The organism is Thermogemmatispora carboxidivorans (genome assembly GCF_000702505.1).
Lineage (GTDB): Bacteria > Chloroflexota > Ktedonobacteria > Ktedonobacterales > Ktedonobacteraceae > Thermogemmatispora > Thermogemmatispora carboxidivorans.
The window spans coordinates 66,506-87,679 of sequence record NZ_JNIM01000001.1; the positions used below are offsets into that span (position 1 = coordinate 66,506).

Genomic DNA, 21,174 nt, shown 5'->3' on the forward strand with positions numbered 1-21,174 from the left:
CAAGAAAAATTGAGTAAAGATAATTGATTCGATACAACGAGTAATTATGGCGCACACTAGCTCAAGCTCACCTCCTAGGGATCGGTCCCGTTGGCGGAAGGGGACCAGCGTACCAGCAGCTCGTAAGTAGTGGTTTGCCGCAAAGCGGGGGCGAGCCAGATGGTGCGCTCCTCGAATCCGGAGAGCTGGACCGGATGGAGCGTCACCGGCCTACCGTTGAGGTGGGCTTCGCGGATACGCTGGCCGGGCAGGAGGGCCAGGCCGGGCAGCAGCTCCCAGTCTGCTTCACTGATGGTGAGCTGTACTTGTAGGCCATCCGATTCTACGGTCAGCTCGACATCGAGAGAAGCTGAAGCGAGAGGGATGTGGCGCAGGGCTGCTCGGGGCCAGCTGCTGGGGGGCTGGGGGATACAGAGCAGACGGCGTTTGGCAACGTCGGGACGGAGGCCGAAAAAATAATGGACGACGGGCCAGACGATGCCGTAACTTGACCAGAGCTGCAAGAAGCAGCCGCCATCGGGAGCGTACTCGCTCAAGGTGCCAGGGGAGGCCAGGCCGAAGGCTGTGCTCATGCGCAGCATCCAGGCCAGAGCCTGATCGGGGTGACCGTAGCGAGCCGCGCCGGTTGCCAGGGCCCCCGATGGTAAGGTCATAACCGCTCGGTTGCGCCGGGCATTAAGGACCAGCCCGCAGGCTTCCTGCCACTCGGGGGTCTGGAGGCGGGCCAGCAGTGAGCCAGCCTGAGTCAGGGAGGGCAGGCCAGCATCCAGGGCCAGTGCCTGGACCATATGGTACAATAGCCAGGGGCGAGGGGCCTCCTCGGGCTGGGTGCTGCTGGAGTCGGAGGAAGTGGCCTGTTCCTGGAGGGCTTCCTCCAGAGCTGCCGCGGCTTCCTGCAGGACCTGGGCCTCGCTCTCCTCTGCCGCCTGGGAGGCGCGGGCCCGTAACAGGGTCTGGTGCTGGCGCAAGCTGGAGGGGGAGGCGTAGAGATCGCCGAAGAGGCCCTCGCGTGCCACCCACCAGGCGTCGCGCACATGGGCGCGGGTCTGCGCGGCGCGCTGGTGCAGGTCAGTGGCCAGCCCGGGGTCGTCCAGTTCAGCGGCCAGGGTTGCCAGGCAGTCCAGGGCCTCGGCCAGGTAGGCGGCCACGTCCAGCGCCTGCACCTCATCGCTGGCCATCTCCGGCGTCTCTACGATGCTTTTGCCGTGGGGGACCAGGGTAGCGCGCCGGTCGCAGTCGGCCAGCGGCCAGGCGCGCAGGGCCTGCAGACAGAAAGGGAACAGCTCTCTCAGCAGGCCCTGGTCCCCTGTCCAGCGGTAGGTGTGGTAGAGTGCACGCACGAAGAGCGGCAGCTCTACCAGGTTGCCACTCGCCCAGAGCTGGCCATAGGGGAGCACTTCGTGAGGCACGGCGCTGTGAGGGTCGCAGCGTTCGCCGAAGGCGGCCAGGGTGCGCAGGCTGGCTACGGCGGCCTCGGTCTGTCCGCTGGGCAGTAGCGGCAGCACTCCATAGGCTGTATCGCAGCCAAACCACCAGGGGAAATCGGGCAGGCCGGCCATCAGACCGGTGCCGATGCCTGGCACCTCCAGTAGGAGGCGAGCGGTATTGGCCTTAGACCAGGCGAAGACCTCGTTGAAAGCCAGGTCGGGCGAGGAGAGGACGCAGTGCTCGAAGGGGGAGCGAGACTCAGCCTGGGCGCGGTGCTGAGCTTCGACGAGCACGGGCGTCAGACCACCTGTGACGTGTCCCCCACACGCCAGGCGGGCAAAGAGGTCGGCAGCCGACCCCGCGGTGCGCGCGGGGCCGGTGATGAGGAAACTGAGCTGCGCAGGTCCGGCGGAAGAGACCTGGCAGCGATACCAGAGCGCGGCGCCAGTGCCGCGCCCGCCGGTGCGCTCCGGTCCCCAAATGGGGTCGCCTACCTGCCAGGAGACAGGGGCGACTGTGGCTCCCACGCAGGCCGTCCAGCTGGGGTGGAGCGCGTCGCGCAGCACGACGGCGGCCAGCTCCTCATCATACTCGGCCAGATCTTCCCCGTCGTGCCAGCCGAGACGTTCCTCGGCCATCCAGGCGCCGTGTAAATCGCTGCGCACCACCAGGCCGCAGAGCACTTCGCCGGGCGCGGTCGCCGTCAGGTGTGGCGCCGCCTGGCTCTGGCGCTCTGAGGCGGGCAGCGCCCTCAAGGTCAGTTGGATGACAAGGGCGCTCTCATCGGGAACGATCCATTCGTGTCGCTCGACGGCCAGGCTTAGGGCTGGTAGGGTGTAGCTGAATGTCACGCCGGCGGCACTCCCTTGCCAGCGCTCGGGGGCCGTGAGCCAGAGCACTTCCTCGCTTCCGGGCAGGCGCAGTGCAAACCAGTAGCCATCGAGCAGCTTGAGCGGCGGGGCCCATAGCCCGCCCATCTCGCCCGGCTGGTGCCAGCCTACATCGGGAAAGCGGCCATCTAGGGTGGCAATGCTATAGAGGCGCCTGCCGCTGAGGGCATAGTAGCGCTTCCCATCGGGACGTGCCTCTAGGGCTGGGCCTGCTTGCTGCTCTTCGTACACGGTTTCTTTCTCCTCTTCGACAATACTGGTCTGGCCGCTCTGGCTTCCAGATGCAAGGAAGACAGGTGTGCTCTGGTGTTGTTGGTGGCTATTATCGGCTAGTAACCGCGCGTTGAGGCGCGCACAATCAGCTCTGGTTGTAGAAAGACGTAAGGCTCTTCTGGCGGGGCGCCGTGCAGAACGGCCCACAGTAGGTGTACCAGGATGCGCCCCACCTCGTTGATGGGCTGGCGTAAGGTCGTGAGCGGGGGAGTGAGATACGAGCCAAGCCCAAGACCGTCGAAACCGATGACCGAGAAAGTAGGTCCCACCTGGACCCCGGCGTCAAGGGCGGCCCGCATTACCCCGACGGCAAGTACATCGCTGATGGCAAAGATCGCTGTTGGTGGCTCTTCCCAGGAGAGTAGTTGCTGGGTGAGAAGATAGCCGTCTTTCTGGGAGATGCCGCTTGGAATACACAGGCGTGGATCGTAGGGCAGGTTGGCCCCTGCCAGGGCCTCACGGTAGCCGGCTCGTCGGTCGCGCTCCCAGTGGTAGGTGTCGCCGCCCCCAATGAAGGCGATGCGTCGATGACCGAGGCTGAGAAGGTGCTCTGTGCCGATTCTGGCCCCACTGCGGTTGTCGACTTCGGCCCACGGGTAGGGATAGAGACGGGCCTCGGCCAGATCTTCGGCGGAGCGACCGAAAAGCACATGCGGATAGCGGTGACGGCAGAGGTAGGCGAGACGGTGATCATTGGGTCGCAGGTCGGTCAGAATCACGCCGTCGGCGTGCCGTCCACCAAGGATGCGCTGATAGACGCCTAGCTCGCGTTCTCCTTCCTCTGCTCGTACCAGGAGAACATCGAGGTGATGACCAGCGGCCTCATCGGCGATACCAGCGAGCAGCTCAACCAGGAAGGGATCGGCGTTGCCTGCGCCTGTGTCAAGGTTGAGGGCGCGCGAGACCAGGGCAATAGTGTCAGTGCGTGCGTGGTTGAGATGTCGGGCGCTGGCATTGGGTACGTAGTTGAGCTGGGCGGCCAGGTCCTGGATGCGCTGGCGTGTGGCCTGCGGAATCGAGGGGTCCTGACGCAGCGCGCGCGAGACGGTCGATTTGTTGACGCCCGCCCTCCGGGCGATCTCCGCGATGGTGGGCCGCACAGTGTTCAGCTCGGGAAGCGCCCGACTGGGCTGCCCCTCTGACTGTCGCGGCTCGTTCGAGCCGGCGCTTTCCATGTGCTGCTCTTGTGTGGTCATCAGAGACCCCCCTGACCGCAGTCTCGTTGCTCGTTTGATCGGTCGCTGCGCTGCGATCCGTTCTGATTGGTCCTGCCGGTTGGTTTGCCTACGCAACCGGTTGCGTTAGCTTATTGATTAGATACCATACGGAACGGTTGTCTGTCAAGATGGAAACTGGGCCAAAACGGGGGGCGTCCGGGGGGCCAGATGGGTGCTAGCTGGTGCTTTTCTAGCCCGTTGTCTCTGCTCTCTCGACTTTGTCCTCGTGCTCGGGTATAATGAAGAAGATCTTGAACAAATATTCGATTTATTGTCAACTTGTACGATCGGCCACGGAGGAGCCGCAGGCTCTGGGGGGGGAGGGATGGAGGCGGCCAGGGGCGCTACCACAAGGAGAGCACTCTACGATGACGCAGCAGATAACGTGTGAAAAAGAGGGCATGCTGGGGGAGCCGTCGATGCTCCGACGGCTGGCGGAGATTGATCTGGTGGTCCTGGATGCTGCCGTGGCCAGTGGCGTGGCGGGGGAGCGGGCGACTCGCCTGCTGGCGAATCGCCGCCGGCTGGCGCCGGCGCGTCCCGCTCACCTGCTGCTGCACGCCCACAGTCGGCAGGAAGAAGAGCAGGCGAGTGCTGCCGCGGGGCACCTGGCGCCGCTGGTGGCAGCGGTCCATCTGCGGCGCCTCGGCAGTCGGAGCGAGGTGGCACGCGAGGCGCTGACGCTGCATCGGCAGCTCTGGCCCGCCGAGGACGAGGCGCGGCGCAAGGCTCGTCTCCTCCTGCTCATTCGGCGCGGCGGGGCCGGCACCCCGCAGTTCATTGCCCCCTTTGTCGGCGGGGCTGGCACGACCTGTGGGGTCTGGACGCCGATTGTAGCCTACCGTCGGGGCCGCCAGACCTGGATCGCCGGCACCCGCTCCCGCGAGGAGGAGCGGGAGGCCGAACCGATTCGCGGCTTCCTGCGGGGCAACTACGCGCAGGGCGTCTGCCCGGTCGAATGCAGCTTCTGCTACCTGCGTGGCCTGCAGGGGATGGGCCTCAAGAGCGTGGCGCTCAATCTGGAAGACGTCATCCCCGAGCTGGACCGTCTGCCGCGGGGCAGTGTGGTCAACTGGGCGGAACTGGGCGGGCCTGTCGAGGAAGATCCCTGGTTCGTCGATGCGCAGGGGCGCGGCTCGCTGGTGCAGACCATTCTGGATCTCTCCAGCGCGCGCGGGATCGTCTCCTTCTTCCTGACCAAGGGGGTCTACGAGCCCTACCTGCAGCTCGATGGCCGGCTGGCCCTCGTGGCGATCAGTCTGAACCCGGCGGCTATCTCGGCGCAGTTTGAGCCAGGTGGTGCCCCACCGGAGGCCCGCCTGCGTGGGCTGGCCTGGGCCATTGAGCATGGAGCCCTGGACCATACGATCCGGCTGGGACCGATCATTCCAGTGGCCGGCTACCGCCGAGCCTACCACGAGCTGTTTGCGCAGATCGGCGACATCCTGGGGCCGCGGCTCAAGCGGATGACTGTGGACATTCTGCGCTTCTCGCCGCAGATGCCGCGGCTGCTCAAGGCGAGCTTGCCCGAGGAGCAGGTGGCGCCCTTGCTCGCTGAGCTGGAGCCGGAGGTGGTGGCACACAAGTATCGCCCATCGGCGGCGCGGCAGCAGCGGCTCTACCACTGGGTGCGGCTGCTCTTGGAGCGCTACGGACTGGGGCAGGTGCAAACCACTCCCTGCAAGGCGGACCCACGGGAGGCCCTGCAGTTCCTCAAAGCCGGGGTGATCAGCAGCATGCCCTGCGCCTGCCACATCAGCTATCGCCTCCGTGCTCAGCTACAACGCAGCCCGCTTCCTATCATCAATCACACTCTACAGGAGTAGCATTTTAATGCTCGCTTGATTATCTTAGGAGATTTCACTTGCCAAAGAACCTTTCATTGGGTATACTCTGATAAGGATGTATAAAACTGATAGTGCGATTTGTTTATTAAAAAATTGAAGATCCGGAGAGTGGTGCAAGCTCTGATCTCGGCGTGTAGCGCGTGTCTTGCTGTCACCAAAGAGCCTGGGCCTGGTTGACTGGTTGAGGAGGGTGGCGTTGCTAGCCTTGTCCTGGAGACGGCCAGAAGCGGCGAGCTAGAAAGGAGCGCATGATGGCTCCGCAGTCAGTGATCTGGAAGCTGGATGATCACACGCGTGCGAAACACATTATTCTGCGCAAATACCTGGATGCCTGGCTCCCTATCCTCATCCGTGAGGGGAGAAGCGGGTTGCTGATCGATGGTTTTGCTGGTCCGGGGGAGTATGTCGGAGGAGAAATCGGCTCACCGCTCCTGATGATCAACGCCTATCAGCTGCATCGCGCGGAATCTCTCCGACGGGGTAGAGTGAAATTCCTCTTTGTGGAGCTTGATCCAAGGCGCGCGGCTCATCTTCGGCAGAAGCTCCAGGCCCATCTGCAGCGCCAGCCGCTGCCCGCCACCGCGACCTACGAGGTATATACGGGCAGATTTGTAGACGCAATGACCAATCTTCTGGCTGGCGGCTGCAGGCACTATGATGCTATGTTTGTCTTTATCGATCCATTTGGCTTCTCCCATGCACCTATGGATGTTATTCGCAACCTGATGGGCTGCCCTCGCTGTGAGGTCTTGATCACCTTCATGTATCAGGAAATCAATCGCTTTCTGGAAGCTGTTTACAGGACCAAGCGGCAGCACTATGACGCGCTCTTCGGCACTCCCGCATGGCAAATGCTGCTCCTGGACGCCCCTGATGTCCAGACGCGTCAGCGGCGCCTGCATGACCTCTATCGTCAGCAGCTTTTGACTGTCGCAGGCGCTCGCTACGTGCGCTCATTCTGTATGCGTGATAGGAAGAACACGACCGATTATTTTCTCTTCTTTGCTACAAAGCATCGCCGAGGCATGCAAGAGATGAAGCGGGCGATGTGGAAGGTTGACCCAACAGGCAACTTCGTTTTCTCTGACTGCACAGGCCTGGAACAGGGCTTCTTGCTCCAGAATGATGATCCAGAAATCCTGGCCACGCTGCTCTATGAGCATTTCAGAGGGCACCAAGTGACTATAGATGAAATTGAAGAATTCGTTATGGCCGATACCCCCTTTTTCAAGTACAAGTCGAGCCTGAAACTCCTGGAGGATAGACAGCAGATTGTGGTCTGTGGTGAGGAGGGGCGGAGGAAAGGCACCTACAAGGACCCTACGCTCCTGATCTATTTCCGCTAAGCTCTGGTTGTTGATCCTTTCTCTCCCCGACTTCATGTTCCGCTGGGCGGCCAGGGGACCGTCTTGTATGTTATCCTTCTCTCCGTGAGCAGTGTCTTGTCTGTGTTCCCTCCGCTGCTCCTGGTCGTCGTGGGGCAAGCGGGCGACCACCGGGCGTTACCCTTTCTCTCTTCTATTGAGAGCAGGAAGAGAGGAGCGGCCAGGGTCGATGTACAGGCCCAGATATGCACCTGCGTCTGAGCGAAGTCATGCTCTTACTCTGCATCTGGAGAGAAAGGAGTGTCAACGATGACCGAAGCCGATCGCGCCAGCGACCGGATTGAGCGCACCATTGAAGTGCAAGGGATAGCCACCCATCTCTTCGAGGCTGGTCCTCCCACAGCTCCGCCGCTGCTCTACCTGCACGGTACCCATCTTGGTAATCTCTGGCTCGACTACCACCGTCTCCTGGCCCAGCGCTTCCACCTCTTTGCTCCTGATATCCCAGGTTTTGGCCTTAGCGAGCGGCCAGACTGGATGAACGACATGAGCGATTACGTTCTGTACTTCCGCGAGCTCATGACGGCCCTGGGCCTTGAACGTGCCGCCCTGGTTGGGCACTCGCTTGGGGGCTGGATGGCCGCCGAAATCGCCGTCTGGTATCCCGGGCGCGTCAGTCGGCTGGTTCTCTCTAACGCTGCGGGCCTGCGTGTCAAAGGGGTGCCGATGGCTGACATCTTTGCCCTGAGTCCTCAGCGGCTGCTGGAGACCTGCTTTGAGAATCTCATGACCGCTGCTCCGCTGATTCCGCGCGAGATCAACACCGACTACTTTGTGCGCCTCTATGCCGAGCGAACCACTCTGGCCGCCCTGGCCTGGAATCCTCACTACGATCCGAAGCTGGCGCGGCGTCTCCAGGGGCTGAGCTGTCCCACACTGATCGTCTGGGGAGCGCGCGATCGTCTGATTCCACCTGCCTATGGCCAGGAGTGGCAGCGTCTCATTCCCGGCGCGCAGCTTGTCATGCTTGAAGGGACGGGCCACATGCCCATGTTCGAGCAGGCCCAGCAATGGGCTGCGCACATCTCCTCATTTCTCGTGGAGCCGCAGCAGCAACAGGAGGTGAAGCCCTCATGAGCCGCCCCCGACTCACTTTTCACTACTTCCATCTTATGCCCTGGCCTGATCTGCCACCCGACTTTGACGAAAAGTACGACTCGGCCTGGGTGACGCTGCCCAACAGCATCTATGATCCCGAGAAAGGACATGCTCTCTACAACCGCTACTTTGACGAGCTAGAGCGCGCCGACAAACTGGGCTGGGACAGCGTTTGCGTCAATGAGCATCATCAAAATGCCTATGGTACGATGCCCTCGCCCAACATCATGGCCGCCGTTCTCACCCAGCGCGTCAAACGGGCCAGGATCGGCATCATTGGCAACGCCCTGCCGCTCCACGACGATCCTCTGCGCGTTGCGGAAGAGATCGCTATGCTGGATGTCATCAGTGGCGGACGCATCATCTCCGGCTTTGTGCGCGGCACCGGCATGGAGTACTTCAGCTACAACATTAACCCCACCCTCAGCCGTGAGCGCATGAACGAGGCGCACGACCTCATCATCCAGGCCTGGACGCGGCCCGGTCCTTTCAGCTTCGAGGGCGAGCACTACAACTATCGCTATGTCAACATCTGGCCGCGACCTCTGCAGAAGCCGCATCCGCCGATCTGGATGCCGGGCACTGCCAGCCTGGAAACCATCGACTTTGCCGCTGCTCATCGCTATCCCTATATGACCGTCTTCATGCCGATGGAGCAGCGCAAGCGCGCCTACGAGCTATATCGTCGCCTGGCTGAGGAGAAGTATGGTTACGAAGCCCAGCCTGAACAACTGGCTTTTTGCGTGCCCATTGCCATCGCCGAGAGCGACGACCTGGCCATGAAAGAAGGTGAGCGCTACATGATGTGGCTCTTCCAGAAGGCCATGAAGGTCCCAACGGAGTTCTTCATGCCGCCAGGCTACATGAGCCTGCGCAGCATCCGAGCCGCCATCGAGAACCGGGCCAGTTTTGGCTTTGGCAACACGACCTTCAGGGAGCTGGTAGAGCAGGGTGTGGTCATTGCGGGCAGTCCGGCGACCGTTATCGAGAAGCTGAGCTACTATACGGAGGTGCTGCATGCAGGCATGCTGGTCACTGGCGGCTGCACCGATGGCATGCCTGATTATCTGGTACTCAAGCATCAGGAGATGATGGCCAAAGAGGTGATGCCCTACTTCCGGCAACAGGAGCTACCACCGGCGTCACGACCGGTCGAGGTCCACAGTGAGCAGCCCTGAGAGCCTGGGAAGAGAGTGCGCCGTGTGAGGAAGCGGAAGCAACCAGGAGGGAGGGAGCGAACCGGTACTTTCGGGAGTATTCTGTCAGCTGTCGGGGGGTGGCGCGTGTCCTCCATATAGGAGAGACGCAGAACAGCGGAATTTCCTGCTTGCTTATCTACTCAGGTAATCGGATCTCCCGTTATCTGAGAGGGCAAGCCCCAAGGGGGAGATCGATTGTGTTTGCAGCGACCGCGCCACCGATCTGGCTGAAAGAGAAGCTTCCTCGGTTGGTTTGCCCACGCTGTGCCGCCCGTCAAAGGGCGGCTGTAGCCGAATCGTCTCAGCAAGCTCACATGCGAGTAATACCTTCGGAGGGCAATGCTTCTAGTGGCCTCGGTGGCTCTAGCGACTTAGCGCATAGGCGGCAGAGGCAATCTGAGGGTGAGGGGTGAGCCAGCTCTCCTGATCTCACCTGGCAGGATTGTGCTCTCGCACCTTCCAGCCGTCCGGGAAAGCTCTGGCTCTTGAGGTAGAGCCAGCTGTCGATCGGACGGCTGGATTTTGTGTGCAATACTGGGCAGTCTGGTCCTGGCCTGGCGTTGGTGGGGTCATGCTCGCCATGTGCCCTTCCCCCCTTGATGAGGGAACCAGGTAAGCTGCGCATTGGTAATAAGTAAGGCTCTTGCCCCCACGGCGAGAGCAACTGGCTAATCTCTAGAGGGTGTATAAGTGGCAATCGCTGGCAGGGCAGGCGTGAGGCTGCTCAGTTCAAAAAGAATCTGGAAGGTTGGGGGGTATTGCCATCGATATGTGAGGAGCAAGTGACTCGAAAAGGCAGAGCAGCTTGCTTTTTCAAAGAGAACGAAGTATACTTATTTTTAAAAAGTAGCCTCTAAAGTCGGAGGAAACTGAAGGCCATCCTCAGAAAGGAGAGCCTGCCTTTTTGCACAAATATGAGGGTGAAGATGAGAAGAGCATGACCACTGTGGGATTCCGCGGCTGCCGCGAGAGGGGTCCACGTTCTGGGTATTTTCAGCTCAACGAAGGCGATGTGGAGACGCCAGCGCTCTTTCCTGTCGCTTCCCTGATCACAGGCACCACGCCGCGCGGAGGAGGGATCTGGAAATATGTGCTGCAGGCCCATCCCCAGGGGCTGCTGCGGCAGAACAGGCCCATCATGACCCAGGTCCTCCACTTCCTGGATTTTTCCCTTCGGCCCAAGTGGCTGGCTTTTTGGCGGCAGCGTCCCTTGCGCGAGCACTATCAGGCCGCCTTTCCTGAGCTGCACTATCGGGCGCCCCTCTTCTGTGACTCTGGAGGCTTCCGGCTGCTGTGGAACAGTCAGCTCGACCTCTCGCGCTATGGGTTGGAAGCCACGCCGCAGACCATTCTGCGCTTACAGCAGGATTTCGGGGCCAGTCTTCTCGCGACCCTCGATTATCCCTTGCCACCCGGACTGGTGCGCGCAGAGGCCGAGGCGCGCATGGCGCGCAGCCTGGCCAATGTGGGGATCACCCTGCGCCTGCTGGCGGAGCAGCCCGGCCCTCCCCCGTTCGTGTATGCGGCGGTCCACGGGCAGACCCCCGACGACCTGCGCCACTCGGTACAGCGTGTCTTTGCGCTGCGCGAGGCCGAGGGGCTGCAGCGCATCCCGCTGGGGATTGCCATCGGCTCGCTGGTCCCGCTTCGCCTGCGGGGGGCCGAGAAGCTGCTGACCCTGATCGACCTGGTGCAGGCCGCCATCGAGGGCATTCCGGCAGCCGAGCGGCCCACGACCCCAGTGCACCTGTTTGGGGTCACAGGCAATCTGATTCCTCTCCTCGTCTATCTGGGGATCGATACCTTTGATTCGAGCACCTACGTGCAGATGGCGCGCAGCCTCCGCTATCACGATCCCGTCAGGCATCGCTTTGTGCCGGTCCTGGAGTTACAAGAGCGGACCTGCGACTGCCCGGTGTGTCAGACCAGCTCGCTTGCGGAGCTGCAGGCGGGGCTGACCTCCCTCACCCCGGCGGGTCGCCCATTAGAGAATGGGGCCTATAAGAGCCGCTATTATGCCGAGGTGGCCCTGCACAACCTGGAGCAAGACCTCCGTCTGGTGGAGGAAGTGCGTCAGGCGGTGGCAGCAGACGCCCTGGCGGACTTCCTGCTGCGCTGGGTGGAGGGACAGGAGCGCCTCCGAGAGGCGCTGGCCCACCTGCAGCAGCGAGACGAGCGCTTGCGCCGGCTCGGCTCGCGGCGTTCGTTTGCTCTGGCCAGTCAGCCCAGCTTGCCGGTGGGGACCGGGAGCGGTCGACCCGTCTCCCTGGCCTACACCCCCGAGGCGTTCAACATTGTCAGCAATGGCTATGCGCCGCCGGCGGACAAGCGGGTGTTGCTGGTGTTGCCCTGTTCGGGAGAGAAACCCTATTCGCAGTCGCGCACGCACCGCTACGTCAGAGAGCGGCTGCAGGCGGCGCTGGGTGAGCAGCTGGACGGCATTCACTGGGTAACGCTCTCGGGCCTGTATGGGCCGGTGCCCGAGGAGTGGGAGCAGGTCCCCGAAGTGCTGGGCTACGACTTCCGGTTGGAGGGAAGCAACCAGCCACAAATCGAGCTGGTGGCCGGGCGGCTGACCCGCTATCTGGAGCGCTGGGGAGAGCACTACGTGGCCTGCCTGGGGTATGCGACGAGTCGAGCCTATCGGCAGGCGATGGAGCTGGCGGCGCGCCGCACGGGCCGGCTGGAGGTGCTGCCCTGCAAACCGAAAGCCCGTCGACTGACCGAATTCTTTCGCCGGGAGCATCTGGAACAGCTCGTGGCCTCCATTCTCATGCAGCTGGAACAGGGAGACCGCTAGTCGTTGGAAAGGAGAAGACCATGTCCTCCTATGAGGAGATGCGGGACCTGCTTCAGGATATGGTGCGAGATATCATAACCGCTCGCGATTTTCCCCCGCCAAACCTGCTCTGGGAACGCTATCATCAGCGTATAGAACCTCTCTGTAAGAGGGAAGAGCTGAGGGAGGAATTCGTTGCTCTGGGAGGAGACATTTTTTTGCCTCGGGCGATAGAGCTTGTTCGTCCTCTGAAGCAGCTCCGACAGCGCTTCAGTGCTTTGGGACCGTCGAGACCACTGGTGGAGCACATGCGCATGGAAGCGCTGGTAAGGCGGCGACCGCCGCGCGATCTTCGCCTGGAAGATCTGACGGGAGAGCTTGGGGCGATCGCTCAGCTCTTGAAGGCCAGTGAGGAGGAGCAGCGGCATCAGGACAGTAGCCCTGCCGCTAAAGAAGGAGAACTCCGAGTCTCCACTTTCCAAGTCGAGGGCTGGGAGAAGGCGCTGCAGGTCATTCGCCATAGTCAGGGTATGGTGATTACTGCTCCCACAGGCAGCGGTAAAACTGAGGTTTTCTTGCTGCCTATTATCTATGAGATTACTCGCCAATTGGCGAAAAAAGTACCTGCCAATCAGGTGCCGCGCTTCGTTCTGCTCTATCCGCGAGTCGCCTTGCTGAAGGACCAGCTGGAGCGGGTCCTGCGCTATGTGTATCGTGCCGAATTGGAAATAAGCCAAAAGAGCATGTGGGGCGAGGTTTTCCATCCTGAAAGGGGGCGCATCACGATAGGTTTTCAGTTTGGTGGGGTGGGACCGGACCCCGAGTCTGCCCTTGAAAATAGTGAAATCTTTGAAAGTCGTACATTCATATATATAGATAAATGTGTGATTTGTAAAAAAGGAAGTTATGAATTGAAGTCTGTAAAATACAATAAAAGAAAGAATACATTGTTGAAATGTAATAACTGTGGGGCAAATTTCCATGTCTCTATTGGGAGAAACTACCATGCCGACCTGATGCCGCATCTACTGATTACAACTGCTGAGTCTTTTGACCAAATATCTGTATATCCTCTGGAGAAATTTGAGAATTACATTAAGTCGATAACGGGTATTGTCCTTGATGAGGCTCACGTCTATCACTCAATCTACGGGGCGCATATCCATCACATGCTGAGGCGCCTTGAGGAACTCAGAGGCGGTCAAGCACTCGCCAAGTTAGCAGCAAGTGCAACTATTCTTGAGCCTGAGAGGTTTGCCGCCAGCTTATTCTATGGAGAGAAGTCTGACCAGCTTGTTGTGCACAAGGCTGAAGATGGCAGCAGCGTACCGACGGGTCTCGAACTGCTCTATGTCTTGCAGAAACCCGAAGAGCAGGTGGAGGCCTCTTCCTTACTGATTCAGGCAGTGATGGCTGTGGGTCATGCTCTGCTCAGGGGAGAGGGACGAAGTACTGTCTTCTGCGATTCCCTTGACATGGTCGGCAGATTCCATGCGCAGATCAGCGATGCCGAAGAGCAGCGCCGGCTCTGGTCATTTCGCTGTAACCTGGAACAGCTCTGCTTCAACCAGCGTCGGTGTCCGCGTACAGTTCCAGCCTCGTGTCGCGTCTATGAGCAGGGCGAGTGCTGGCGTGGCCTGCCTGCTGGCGAGCAGTGTACCAACGAACTTCCTGATCTGCATATGCAACCATTGAAAATAGTGGAAGTTACATCTAAGGCTAAAGCTACTTATCACGACGAGGATATTATACTAGCTACGGCGGCTTTTGAGATTGGCGTTGATGATAGTCGTATTCAAGCGGTTATCCAGTATCTTATTCCTCACACCCTATTTTCCTTTATTCAGAGGCGTGGCCGGGCTGGTCGGGGCTGGCGCTCGACTGCCTATAGTATGCTGGTCTTGGATACCTCTCCGATTAGCCATTTCTACCTCCGCCATTACAGGCGGCTGATCGAGGGCAGCTACGAGCTGCCGCTCAAGACTGACAATCCTGTTATCTCCGCAATACATGGTATCATCTCAAGAAAGCGGAAGGAATTAGCTGCCTATACCTCTCTGCACAAGGTTGAGAAAGGATTACTGCAATGGATATGGAACAATATTAGTAATTGTGGCATAATTAAGCATTATTATGGAGATGAATTAATTAATTATGGCGATGCCTCTTTAGAGGAAAAGGTAAAATTCTTAAAAGAGTGGATAAACACTAATAAAATAGAATTGGAGCACAAATTAGGGCTAAAATCGCTCATAGATCGTATAGAAGATGAGATATGTACGTTGGAAGAGACTGCCCGTTTGAGCCTGGATTTCTTGAAGCAGGAAGGTTCCTCCTCTGAGGAGATCTCGAAACGTTTCCTGGAAATAGATAATTATCTATCTAATATCTTGTACAATACTAAGGACAAATATACAATTGAAAAAATTTCATATATAACGAGAAAAATGGCTTATTTATGGAAAAATATTGCTGATAATGATACGAATAATTTTAGTGATGTGGAAAGGTTGTATAAATTCTTTTTTAAACTGGGAGAGCTTTTTAAGGATAAGAGAATCCTTCGCTACCCACCTGAGGCTATGAAAATTGTGCTGCAGGCTAGCTTCTATCTCCACCTGGACGATACTAGTGACAGCGCTTGCACTTACAGAGTGGAGTACCTCTTGCCAGAGGGTTATTTCCTGGCCACAAAGCCAATTCTTGTCAATGCCAGCCTGGCTAGAGGGGAGGGAGTAGAGCCTGAAACCAAGGTTGAGCTAGAGAACATCGGCGTACTTGCTAATGCGCTCATTCCTTACAGGACGCTCTATCGCTACTACGCTCGTCATATCTCAACCATAGACGTTGTCCCTCTCCCTGAGAGAAGTAGCGACCAGGAAATCACAATTCGGCTTCGAGGGGCTGAGGGGTTGCATCACGCTGAGTTTTTCGCGCCATATAAGGTCTCTGTAAGAACGTTAGAGACGGATAAGCAAGGGCAGCAGGTCGTTAAGATGTGCGAGCAGTGTCGCATGATTTATAGTATAAGTCGTACACGCCACTGCTGTGACTCGCAGCTTCGTTACGTAACGTTGCAGGCATCTCCAGTGATCAAGCGCAGCTACGCGGTTGGCCCTGCAGAGCGACGACTCACTTTCTCCCTCAGTCTTCTTAAGACCATGAAAGGCGTGACGATGGTCGAAGGGGCGGAGGTTTCCGCGCGTCGGATGCTCCCGGAAGCCAACGGGCACTATGTTCCGCAAAAGAGGCCACCGCTCTCCTTCCTGGCTCGCTATGAGATCCCCCTGCGCTACGACCTCACCACTGATGGGATTCGCTGGCAGCTTCAGCATCTCGTCACGACGCTACTCGCTGATCAGCAGCTCCAGCGGGAGCTTGGCCAGATCAAGGTACAAGGGCAGCTCAAGCATCTGGACAGCGAGCTGATTCTCCATACCGCTGCTCATATGCTCTACAAAACTATTGCCACTATAAGTGGCGTCAATGAGCAGGCACTGGAGTACTGGTATGATGTCCAGCGGTGTGAGGTAGTTGTCTGGGAAGGCTATGAGGGCGGCACTGGACTCTCGGAGGTGTTTGCCCATGCCCTGAAAACGCGACCGAAGGAAGTCTACCAGGCCTTGCTGGCTTGTGTACTTTGCCCGATTCACCTGGCAGAGGATCCCCAGCAGCCGATAGAGCCAGGCTGGCGTGAGGAGCTGGGGCGCAGTTGGCTGGTGTCCTCAGAGCCCATGAACCCCCTGTCCCAAACGTTGTCGAGACAGATGGTTCTCGATCAGATTGCTGACGAGGCAGAATGGACCCGTCAGCATAGCTCTGGCCGGCTTGCAGATGACGAGAGCAGCAAACTCTCCTGCTATACACATGATGGCTGTCCCGTCTGTATCTATGTCACGACCTGCTGTCGAGGACGCTACAGACAAGCGCCATATGTCAGTCGCCGTGTGGGGGAAGCCCTTTTACGGCAGCTGCTACGCCGTACCTCACGGAGCGAGGTTGATCAGCTACACGCTGACGCGGCCCGTCTGGGACTGGAAACTGTGGCTTGCTGGCCACTGGATCGTCAAGGACGGGAGTGGGCGCTCTTCCTTCTCTAAAGTCGCCTGATAGGTCAGGATAGGAGTTGAGCCATGGCAACTGAAGAGAGGGCCGACCTTTTCTCCCCTATTTCACCCTCGTCTCCTACACCCTCGATGATGCCAGAGGCCCATCGCGCCGAGGAGCTCAGCCTGGCATATGTCCTGGCTCTTGCCGCCAAAGCTGGCGTCAATTACTCGCTCCTGAAGAGAGATTACGGCATCGACATCTCTTTTCGTAGGCCAAGGATCATTGACGGCGAGATCGATGATAGTGGCAGCATGATGGTAGATGCGCAATTGAAAGCCTCGCGCAACTACCGCCTGAAAGGAGACTATATCGTCTATGATCTCCCTGCAAAAAATTATCGCAAGCTCGTGAATAGCATCTTTTCTGTTCTATTACTACTCTGCCTGCCACCAAGTATTGATCACTGGCTCCATCAAAGTGAGGAATGCCTGAGCATCTACAAGTGTTGTTACTACTGGAGGCCCCAGGGACATGTTGAAATTGATCAAGTAAGATCTAAAACAATCTATGTTCCTAAAGCGAACCTCTTTACGGAAGCAGTGTTGCTCAGTCTGCTTGATGAGGCGCAAGCGAAGGTAAGGTTATGATGCACAGATCGTTAGAGGAGCTCCCGCTTGACCTGGTGAGCATTGCCGACGTGCAGGCTTACCTGCAAGCGCATGACTGGCGCCAGATCGAGTGCAGCGATCAGCAGCTGCTGGTCTTTGCTGGCCCGCCCAATAAACTAGGTGAGCCGATGCTCATTGCATTGCCCCGTTCGAAGGATCTGGGAGGTGCCGAGCTGCGCCTGACCGAAGCTCTGCACAGGCTGGCGGAGATTGAGCGTGTGCCTCCAACTACCCTCATTAGCCGCATTCGTGCGGCCAGTGCTGATGCCATTTACTTGCGCTTGCTTATTGCTCCCTCAGAACTTCCCTCGTTAGAGACTGTGTCTTCCTTCTTGAGCGGCTGCAGAAATCTCGTCACCTTTTCTGCCTGTATGGAGCTGATAGGACAACGCTATTTCGTCCAGCCAACTGCTACTGCCAGGAGGCTCTCCAAACGTTTTCAATTCGGTCACACCTATCAGTCGAGCTTCGGTTTTGTATTTCAGGCCCCAGTGACTAGTGAGCAAGGACAGCTGCCGTTTGCTTCCCTGGAGGGATCTCCTGTTCCTCTTGGCAGAAGGGTAGTCGAGCGGATTACAAGAGGGCTGCTCATGCTTAGCACTGCCGCTCAGTTAGGAGATGATCGACTTCTCGTCGAGCGCTACTCAGAAGGATTGAATGCCAATATGTGCAGCGCTGTGGCCGAAATGCTCAAAGTAGTTGGTGATACCGCTGTGGAGTACTCTGTTAGCTGGTCACCTCTCTTGTCTGCTCCTAGCGACCTCTCTCGTCTCCCTCCCCTGCAACTGCATCGCTCTTCAATTCCCTACCTTGAAAAGGCTGCTCAGCTCCTGCGAGTTGGCCACGAGGGAATCAGTGGAGAGGAGCAAACCATCACAGGTGTAATCACTGAATTACACTGGGAGGATGCAGAGCGAGGACAGGTGCGCCTGAAAAGCCCTGAACTGGGTACGCTGCACCTCTCCCTCGAATCCTCCCAGTATGCACTTGCTTGTGATGCTCATCGCGATCGACGCCTTGTCAGCGTGACCGGAACACTGGTACCTACCCCCGGGAAGCGTAGGAAAATCTGGAACTTACTCTATCCCCGCGATTTTCGGATACTTGAGCAACTGGCTTAGTAAGCCTCATTTCTGTCCATAGACTACATAATATTGATACTCTATTTGCAATATTTCCATCTCTCGATCGATTTCCCGTAAGACGAGATCAAATTGCTTCTCATCAATATTGAGCTGCTGATGTAAAAGCGGGAAAAGACCTGGAAAAGTGGCCATCAGGTTCTTCTGCAGCATCACACCCTCGTGGCGACCCCAGGGGCCAACCGGCACGCTCAGCGTCTCTAGACGGACATGGCGCAGACCGAGACCCTGGAAAAGGTTGCCAAGACGATCCGCGATGGCTGGATCATAGCCAGCTCGCTTGCTGGCCTGGCGATACCACTCGATGAATAGCCTGAGAGCGGGACCCGCGTTCACGAAGGTGTCTCCCCCTTCGAATAGCTCGATCCAGCCGCCGGGCGCTGTCACCCGCTGCAACTCTTGCAACAAGAAGGGCCAGCTTTTCGCTGGAATACCCATTGCAAGCAAACGCTGGTGAACATAGTCAAAGGTATGGGCGGGAAAGGGCAGGCCCTGCAGAACGTTCCCTTGCAAAAAGCTCACATTCGGCGGCAGCTTCTGCGACGGCGTCGACCACTCCAGATCGATACCATAGACACGCGCCTGGGGAAAAGCCCGCGCCATCTCGATGACCCACCGTCCTGTACCGCTGCCGACGTCGAGAATCGCCCGCACTCGCTCCTTGTCAAGCGGCGCCAGGTAGTTGCTCTTAAGGACATGCTTCAGGTAGAAGTGCTGGAAATCAAGTCGATTGGCCTCAACGAGATCCTTCGGCAGCAGATAGTCTGTATCGATCAAGTAGCGCCTGGCGAAAGCCGCGACCTGCGGTGGCTGAGGAAGCCGGACAGTCGGATACCGCTCTAGCGCCTGTCGCTGGGTGAGCGTACTGCCAGCTCCCACCAGCTCCAGCTGGTCCGTGGCCCTGGGCTGCTGAATCTGTCCGTTGCCTCCACAGCCTGGCCTGCTTCCAATCGCTACATATTTCACGACGCCGGCGGCCTGCAAGGCCCCAGGAGATGCTGGCCCGAAAGAGGTAGTCGCTACCGGCCTGACTCGATTTCTGTCTCTCCGAGCCTTCGATGCCTGCTCTGGATGAGCCTCCGTCGGCCCTCGCTCCGCTGCTCCGGTCCCAGCAACTATCTGCAATGGCGCCGCTCTCCGCAGCCCGCGCCTTTGACCCTTGCCTTGCCACAACTGCTTCAGCCAATGCAAGATATTCATAGCTACAACCGCTCCCTACGATATTTTTTTCGCTCCTCCTGAGCTTCATCCAGATCCTTTCTTGCCCTGTGACGGCGCGCTCTCTTGCCTCGCCCCATTCCCATTCGTTGACTGGCCGCGGCGCGGTGCTGCTCTGCGACCTCCTTGTTGGTTGCTCTCTTTGCTTCTCCACTGAGTCCTCGCCCGTTCCCGGCCTGCCAGCATAGGCCCTCGCTGGATGGTCTGGACGTGAGACGATTGCAAGTGCTTCTTTATTGTACTACGTTTCTATGGGCCTATTTTTCAAGGCTCTGGCTGGAAATTTTAGACATATTTCCTAGCTTCAATCAGATTTCTTGTGTACAGCAGAACCAGGGAAACCTTGCTATTAAAATTGTAATAACCACTAAATATTACTGCCTGCCTGCTATCAAGCAGACGGTAATATCGATTTTTACATCGATAAAAAATGTAGTTCCTGGGTGAGAAGGCCAGAGAGAACCGCAAGAGGGCAATAGGGAGGGATGAGAGGGCAGGTCAGGCGGAGAAAAGCGGAAGAAGACCAGGAGGCAGCTCAGCAGAGGCGAAGAGGGGGTGCTCGAGGAGAAGAGACAGCGGTTGCTGGCGATCGCGCCTTGGTATGGTGCTGCTCTTCATCTAAAGAAGTGGAGCGAGCGCAGTCAGCTCTTACCTGGCCCGCTCCTGACTGAGGACACGGTTGTACCTGTCTCGTCTCTGAAGGGAAGAGTCACTTGCGAAGCCAGAAAGCCTTTTTCGTCTGGCTGTCGCCGAGGCTCCGGTAGTGCCACAGGAGCAGGCCGGAGATGAGCAGCAAGAGAGCAACCACCTCTAGCACAATGGGCAAACTACCCGTGGGCAGAGCGGGCACCCATCCGGGTAGGGAGAAACCGTCTGGCTGTGGCGCTTGCTGGGGAGGGGTCCCGAAGGCCACGCCGTGCATCAGTCCGGGCTGTGGAGTGACCTGCAAATCGTAGGTCACCTGTGGCGCTGGCGCTGCCAGGCTGAGATAAGTAAGCCAGCCACCTGGCCAGACCCAGCCCATATTGCGATCCCTCACCAGATCGTGATAGAGGGTCGTGCTCAGCGGCTCCTGGAGTTTGATCTCTAGACCCGGGGCGCCGGGTACCTGGCTGCCCACCGGTGAAAGTCCCAAATGATAGGCCCAGTCGCTGGTATAGAGAGGCTGATCGGTCAGCAAGAACAGATCGGCATTCACGGTATCGGTGCCGATCGCCAGCACCTCCAGCGGTACCCAGAGCTGGGGTAAGCGCATCGTAATCAACAGCGGCGTGCCGTCTCCCTGCTGCAGGCCACGCTGATGAGCCTGGGCCGAGTCAAACTGCACAGCCATGAAAAAGGGACTGGCGTGACCATAGACCAGCAGATGGGCCCGCGTTTCCTCGTCGAGTAAGAAGCCATGCTGGGTGGCCCAGTCGAGCACGGCGGCCCCACTGCCCTTGACCACCGTGATATTGAGGGCTGCAATCTGCACACGCTGCACTACCTCAGCGCTGGCTGAGACGAAATGCTCTGGCTGCCCAGTACTGGAACGCTGGCGCCGCTGAACTTCCTGATTTAGACGCTGCAGCGTCCAGGCGCCCCCCTCCTGAATACGCAACGGAGCGGTCGGCAGCGGCACGATCCAACCGAGATGGCTGGCATCTCCCTGGTAAGTAAAACTTGTCAGGTAATACTCGATGCCTGCATGCCAGGCGACCAGAGTGGTGGCGCGCTGGAGGCGCACACTGCCGTTGGGGGCCACCAGTCCCCCGCAGGCCAGCACTGGTGCGGTCTGTAACAAGGTAAGGAGAAGCAACAACAACAACGCAAGCGGCCCCTTCCAGAGGCGGTAGATGATCGACATGGGGGCACCTCCTCCTCGGATGAATTCCTCCATCCGAAGGACGAAGCCGTCGTTCTGAAAGTTCCGCTTCTCTCCGGGACCGCTCGCTCTTCTGTTCTGGGCGGCCCGCTTGCTTATCTGTGGGCAGCCGCGAC

At 58.5% G+C, this 21,174-nt stretch carries 12 protein-coding genes; 8 read left to right on the top strand and 4 right to left on the bottom strand.

Annotated elements, in window-relative coordinates; genetic code table 11:
* Positions 1 to 74: 74 nt before the first annotated feature.
* Complete coding sequence (locus N688_RS00255) at positions 75 to 2,549, bottom strand: glucosidase family protein (RefSeq protein WP_052887413.1); 2,475 nt, start codon at positions 2,547 to 2,549, stop codon at positions 75 to 77.
* A 98-nt stretch (positions 2,550 to 2,647) separates the two neighbouring features.
* Positions 2,648 to 3,787 (bottom strand): LacI family DNA-binding transcriptional regulator, encoded by a 1,140-nt coding sequence (locus N688_RS00260; RefSeq protein WP_081838343.1) that lies wholly within the window; start codon positions 3,785 to 3,787, stop codon positions 2,648 to 2,650.
* Between the two features lie 389 nt (positions 3,788 to 4,176).
* Here N688_RS00260 and N688_RS00265 point away from each other — a divergent pair, with 389 nt between their 5' ends.
* From N688_RS00265 to N688_RS00305, 8 genes are all read left to right on the top strand, one after another.
* Positions 4,177 to 5,634: a radical SAM family protein gene (locus N688_RS00265; RefSeq protein ID WP_052887415.1), complete on the top strand. Its 1,458-nt coding sequence runs from the start codon at positions 4,177 to 4,179 to the stop codon at positions 5,632 to 5,634.
* 269 nt (positions 5,635 to 5,903) lie between these two features.
* A complete protein-coding gene (locus N688_RS00270; protein ID WP_081838344.1) occupies positions 5,904 to 7,001 on the top strand; it encodes a three-Cys-motif partner protein TcmP in 1,098 nt (365 codons plus the stop codon).
* A gap of 288 nt (positions 7,002 to 7,289) precedes the next feature.
* On the top strand, positions 7,290 to 8,117 hold the full coding sequence (locus tag N688_RS00275) for an alpha/beta fold hydrolase (protein ID WP_052887417.1): 828 nt from the start codon (positions 7,290 to 7,292) through the stop codon (positions 8,115 to 8,117).
* A complete protein-coding gene (locus N688_RS00280; RefSeq protein ID WP_052887418.1) occupies positions 8,114 to 9,316 on the top strand; it encodes an LLM class flavin-dependent oxidoreductase in 1,203 nt (400 codons plus the stop codon). The genes N688_RS00275 and N688_RS00280 overlap by 4 nt, the downstream gene beginning before the upstream one ends.
* Positions 9,317 to 10,274: 958 nt before the next feature.
* Positions 10,275 to 12,137: a tRNA-guanine transglycosylase gene (locus N688_RS00285; RefSeq protein ID WP_052891308.1), complete on the top strand. Its 1,863-nt coding sequence runs from the start codon at positions 10,275 to 10,277 to the stop codon at positions 12,135 to 12,137.
* A 293-nt stretch (positions 12,138 to 12,430) separates the two neighbouring features.
* Positions 12,431 to 16,216 (top strand): DEAD/DEAH box helicase, encoded by a 3,786-nt coding sequence (locus N688_RS00295; protein ID WP_162179463.1) that lies wholly within the window; start codon positions 12,431 to 12,433, stop codon positions 16,214 to 16,216.
* A 33-nt stretch (positions 16,217 to 16,249) separates the two neighbouring features.
* Positions 16,250 to 16,813 carry a DUF4365 domain-containing protein gene (locus N688_RS00300; protein ID WP_052887421.1) on the top strand — a complete coding sequence of 188 codons (564 nt, stop codon included), beginning with the start codon at positions 16,250 to 16,252 and terminating at the stop codon, positions 16,811 to 16,813.
* Positions 16,810 to 17,955, top strand: coding sequence for a hypothetical protein (locus N688_RS00305; RefSeq protein ID WP_156025226.1), 1,146 nt, complete (start codon positions 16,810 to 16,812; stop codon positions 17,953 to 17,955). The genes N688_RS00300 and N688_RS00305 overlap by 4 nt, the downstream gene beginning before the upstream one ends.
* Positions 17,956 to 17,961: 6 nt before the next feature.
* Here the strand turns inward: N688_RS00305 and N688_RS00310 are convergent, their stop codons facing one another.
* A complete protein-coding gene (locus N688_RS00310; RefSeq protein WP_081838347.1) occupies positions 17,962 to 19,176 on the bottom strand; it encodes a class I SAM-dependent methyltransferase in 1,215 nt (404 codons plus the stop codon).
* Positions 19,177 to 19,903: 727 nt separating this feature from the next.
* Positions 19,904 to 21,040, bottom strand: coding sequence for a DUF2330 domain-containing protein (locus N688_RS00315; protein WP_052887424.1), 1,137 nt, complete (start codon positions 21,038 to 21,040; stop codon positions 19,904 to 19,906).
* Positions 21,041 to 21,174 lie beyond the last annotated feature (134 nt).